We start from the raw sequence: 4,043 nt of genomic DNA, 5'->3' as shown, positions 1-4,043 counted from the left end.
CATGCACCTCTCCTCTACCGTCGAGGGAATGCATGCGCAGGTTGCTGACCCAAAGGCACTATCTAGGCTTTAAAACTGTCCGGTATTTAATCGGAGTCGCGTCCGGTTATTCTCGGAATCGCGTGCGGTTTTTGATCGGAACGGTGTCCGGTGAATCGTTGGAATTTGCAGACAGCCCAATGCTGCGCCCATCTCCGGCGATTGCGATGGGGCCCCCGTGTCGTGGAGCAGTTTCGCCAGGGTGCCCAGCGCGGCAAGGTAGACGTGGGGAGCAGTCGTGATGCGCCAGCTCGCGCTGAGGCTCCGATCGAACATCCACCCGGGAACCTCCAGCAAGCGATCCGATACCCGGCCAGAAAGACTGCAGCGGAAAACCTCTGCTTCGTTCTTGTCGATCACTTCATGAATATGGATCTGGCGACCCGCCCAAGGATGCCATGGATAGAGAAGCTCGCGCTCCGGGCCGGTTCCGTGGGTGTTCCGTCGCCGAGTTGTACAACCACAACAGGCCACACTCAGCCCTGGGCAACATCACGCCCATCGAATTCGCCATTAAAATGGCGCTGGAAAAACAGGCCGCATGAGGCCAGAAATGATGATCTGATCCCCAGAAACTGGACCGTTCAGAATTGGAGTTTCCGCTGTAGTTTCCCGGCTGGGAGGAGCGGAAGCGATGAAAGCATCGAAGTTTTCGGACGCGCAGAAGGCGTTCATTCTGAAAGGGAGCGTATGGGTTTCCTGTGGCGGAGATCTGCCGGAGGGCCGGGATCAGTCAGGCGACCTATTTCAACTGGAAGAAGAAATATGACGGGCTGCTGCCGACAGAGATGAAGCGGCTGAAGCAGCTCGAGGACGAGAACGGCAAGCTCAGAAAGCTGGTCGCCGACCTGTCGCTGGACAAGGAGAGGCTGCAGGACGTGATCCGCCGAAAACTGTGAGGCCTGGTCGCAAACGCGAGCTGGTGGCCGATACCTGCTGATTGGAACGTGTCGATCGGCGAGCGTGCCGTGTTCTGGAGTTCGACACCTCGACCTATCACGACAAGTCCCGCCGCCGTGACCAGGCCGGCCTCGAAGCTCGGATCAAAGACATCTGCGCGACGCGGGTTCGCTATGGCTACCGGCGCGTGCACGTGATGCTCACGCGGGAGGGCTGGGACATCAACATGAAGCGGACCTATCGCATTTACAGGGACTTGGGCCTTCAACTGAGGAACAAGACGCCGAAGCGCCGGGTGAAGGCGAAGCTGCGAGACGATCGCCAGCCAGCCGTCGAACCCAACGACGTCTGGGCGATGGACTTCGTTCACGACCAGCTCGCGACGGGCAAGAAGATCCGGGTCCTGACGGTCGTAGATACGTTCTCACGCTACGTGCCGGTGCTCGACCCACGCTTCAGTTACCGAGCCGAGGATGTGGTCAGGATGCTGGAACAGGTCTGCCGCAAGATCGGCTATCCAAAGACGATCCGGGTCGATAAAGGCTCGGAGTTCGTCTCCCGCGACCTCGATCTGTGGGCCTACACCAGGGGGCGTCACGCTCGACTTCTCGCGACCGGAAAAGCCAACGGACAACGCTTACATCGAAGCCTCCAACGGCCGCTTCAGGGCGGAATGTTTGAACGCCCACTGGTTCCTGACGCTTGCCGACGCGGCCGAAAAGTTGGAGGATTGGCGCAGATACTACAACGAGGTGCGCCCACATGGCGCAATCGGGCACAAGGTTCCGATCTCGTGGATCAATCCCGATGGCGCCGTCAGCCCGCCATCGTGAAACAGCCGGAAAACTCCACCTTCCGGCGGTCCAAAGAATGGTATCGGATCAATGAAACTCCGGCCTCTCCATTAAAATGGGGGAACAAGGGTCTCAGGTCACCATTTTCAAATGGCCGCTCTATCAGGCCGCCCCCGTTCTCGAGCACCGTCAGCGCCAGCGCGGCCGCAAGATCTACAGCCTGCACGCGCACGAGATGGAATGCATCGGCAAGGGCAAGGCGCATATGCCCTACGAGTTCGGAGTGAAGGTGTCGGTGGCCACCACGCTGAAGCGCTCCAATGGTGGCCAGTTCGCTCATGCAAAAGCACTGCCCGGCAATCCTATGGGGGCCACACGCTGGCAAGCGTCATCCATATGGAAGAGGCCATCGGCAACGCGATCGGCCGCATCCTCGCCAACGCCGGCTATCGCGGCCACGACGCACCGCAAAGCCACAAGTTCAGGCTCTTCACCAGCGGCCAGAAACGCCGCGTCACTCCGGCCATCAAACGCCAGATGCGGCGGCTGTCGTGATCGGCCACATGAAGGCCGAGCACCGCATGGGCCGCAACTTCCTCGCCGGGCAGCAGGGCGACGCCGTCAACGCCATCCTGGCCGCCGCCGGCTATAACTTCTCCCTCCTGCTCAGGTGGCTGAAGGGTTTTTTGTCGCTCTTGATCGCTCTGCTTCAACTCCGGCCCAAGCCGGTCGCCACTTAGAGACGGGATTGTTCACGGTCGATGACATGGCTTAGCTAACCGCTTTCGGCGACATGCTCTCCGGCAAGGCTGGATTGATCATCGTGCCACTGCAACACTTTCCGGCGCTTTGCTCATAGATGCACGAGCACTTTCGTGGCGCATTCGGATTGCCGACCGTTACGTGCTCTCGCCACGCAGGATCATCTCCGCAGCATCAGCCAGCACTTGGCAGCCGAGCACCAGGTCAGCATCGTTAGTATTTTCGGTCCAATGGTGGCTAATACCGCCGATACTTGGCACGAAGAGCATAGCGGCCCTTAGTTTACGCCCCACGACCTGTGCATCGTGACTGGCGCCGCTTGGCATTCTCACGTAGGCCCCGGGTGCATGGCGCGCGGCCGAATTCTCTATCGCTGCCTGGAAGACCGGATCCATGTGCCATGGTTTGCCGGTACCGGTCCGTTCAATGTCGGCGCGGCAACCCGTTTTGATCGCGGTCTCTTCTACCAGTTCCCTTAGTGCCGCATCCAGGCGCTCTAGGATTGGCATCTCTGAATCGCGGAACTGGAAAAGCATCTCTGCCTTCCCCGGAATTATGTTGCGGGCGCCCGGCTCCAGCGTGATGCGGCCCGTGGTCCAGACAGAACGCGGACCGGCCATCTCAGGAAAGCGCTCGTCAACGGCCATGGCCAGCGTAGCTGCAGCAACCCCCGCATCCTTTCGGATAACCATGCGCGTCGTACCGGCGTGGTTCTGGATGCCGTGGAAGACGATTGAGTACTGCCAGATTCCAACGACGCTGGTAACAATACCGATCCGGTTGCCCGAGGCTTCCAGCGCGTCGCCCTGTTCTATGTGTGCTTCCAGGTAACCGACGTAGCGTTCCGGTTCCACCAGAGATCGGGGAACGCTGGCCAGGCCTGCCGCACGGAGCGCGTCCCTGAGTGGAAGCCCGTGATCGACATTCACCGCGCAGTCGATCTCCGCTTCTTCGATGTCACCCACGAACGAACGACTTCCAAGCAACGGGAGGTAATGACTTTCTTCATCCGCCCACGCGACAGGGGCGATGGGAAGACCCGCGCAGTCAGGCGTTTCCGCGAAGCTGCGGGCAATCTCGAGGCCGTAGATCACACCAAGCGCCCCGTCGAGCCATCCGGCATAATTCTGCGATTCTGCGTGCGATCCGATCAACAGCGATCGCCGGTCCGACCGAGGCGTGCCGAACACATTGCCTACCCCGTCAATATCCGCCTGAAGCCCTATGGCTTCGTATTGCTGCGCAAGCCACCGACGGCTGTCCATGTCCTCTTTCGAATAGGTCGGACGATGAACACCGGTTCGGTACGCGCCGAATTGCGCGAAACGTCTAAGATCCGAGAGCAACCGCCCGGCGTTGATTTTTGGCATTGCTGCACCACCTTCCTGGATCGTCCTAATGGTAAAAGACCTGGCTTCCTTCGCACGACAACTGCTTGTCTTGGGAACAAAACCGATATGTTCGAAGACTGCGTTCAACGTTTCAGAAGAGGTCATGTCTTTGCTTGTAATAAAAGTGAGAAGCGAGAGGATACAGCCAAGTGGTTAG

At 59.3% G+C, this 4,043-nt stretch carries 1 protein-coding gene and 2 pseudogenes; 2 read left to right on the top strand and 1 reads right to left on the bottom strand.

Annotated features, from left to right (window positions below; all coding sequences use genetic code 11):
• Positions 1 to 673 precede the first annotated feature (673 nt).
• Positions 674 to 1,772, top strand: a pseudogene (locus NKI06_RS30670) (IS3 family transposase).
• A gap of 103 nt (positions 1,773 to 1,875) precedes the next feature.
• Positions 1,876 to 2,473: pseudogene (locus tag NKI06_RS30665) on the top strand (transposase family protein); the annotation flags it as partial.
• A gap of 159 nt (positions 2,474 to 2,632) precedes the next feature.
• On the opposite strand, the gene NKI06_RS30660 reads toward NKI06_RS30665, so the two are convergent.
• Positions 2,633 to 3,865: a hydantoinase/carbamoylase family amidase gene (locus tag NKI06_RS30660; protein ID WP_352561690.1), complete on the bottom strand. Its 1,233-nt coding sequence runs from the start codon at positions 3,863 to 3,865 to the stop codon at positions 2,633 to 2,635.
• Positions 3,866 to 4,043 lie beyond the last annotated feature (178 nt).

This window comes from Mesorhizobium sp. M0772, assembly GCF_040320135.1.
Classification (GTDB): domain Bacteria; phylum Pseudomonadota; class Alphaproteobacteria; order Rhizobiales; family Rhizobiaceae; genus Mesorhizobium.
The sequence above is the reverse complement of the archived record's forward strand: the minus strand, read 5'-3'. Positions and strand labels throughout refer to the sequence as shown.

What these genes read in the sequence shown, in the direction of transcription:
- NKI06_RS30660 (WP_352561690.1), bottom strand. Translation starts at nt 3,865, where the DNA reads ATGCCAAAAATCAACGCCGGGCGGTTGCTCTCGGATCTTAGACGTTTC.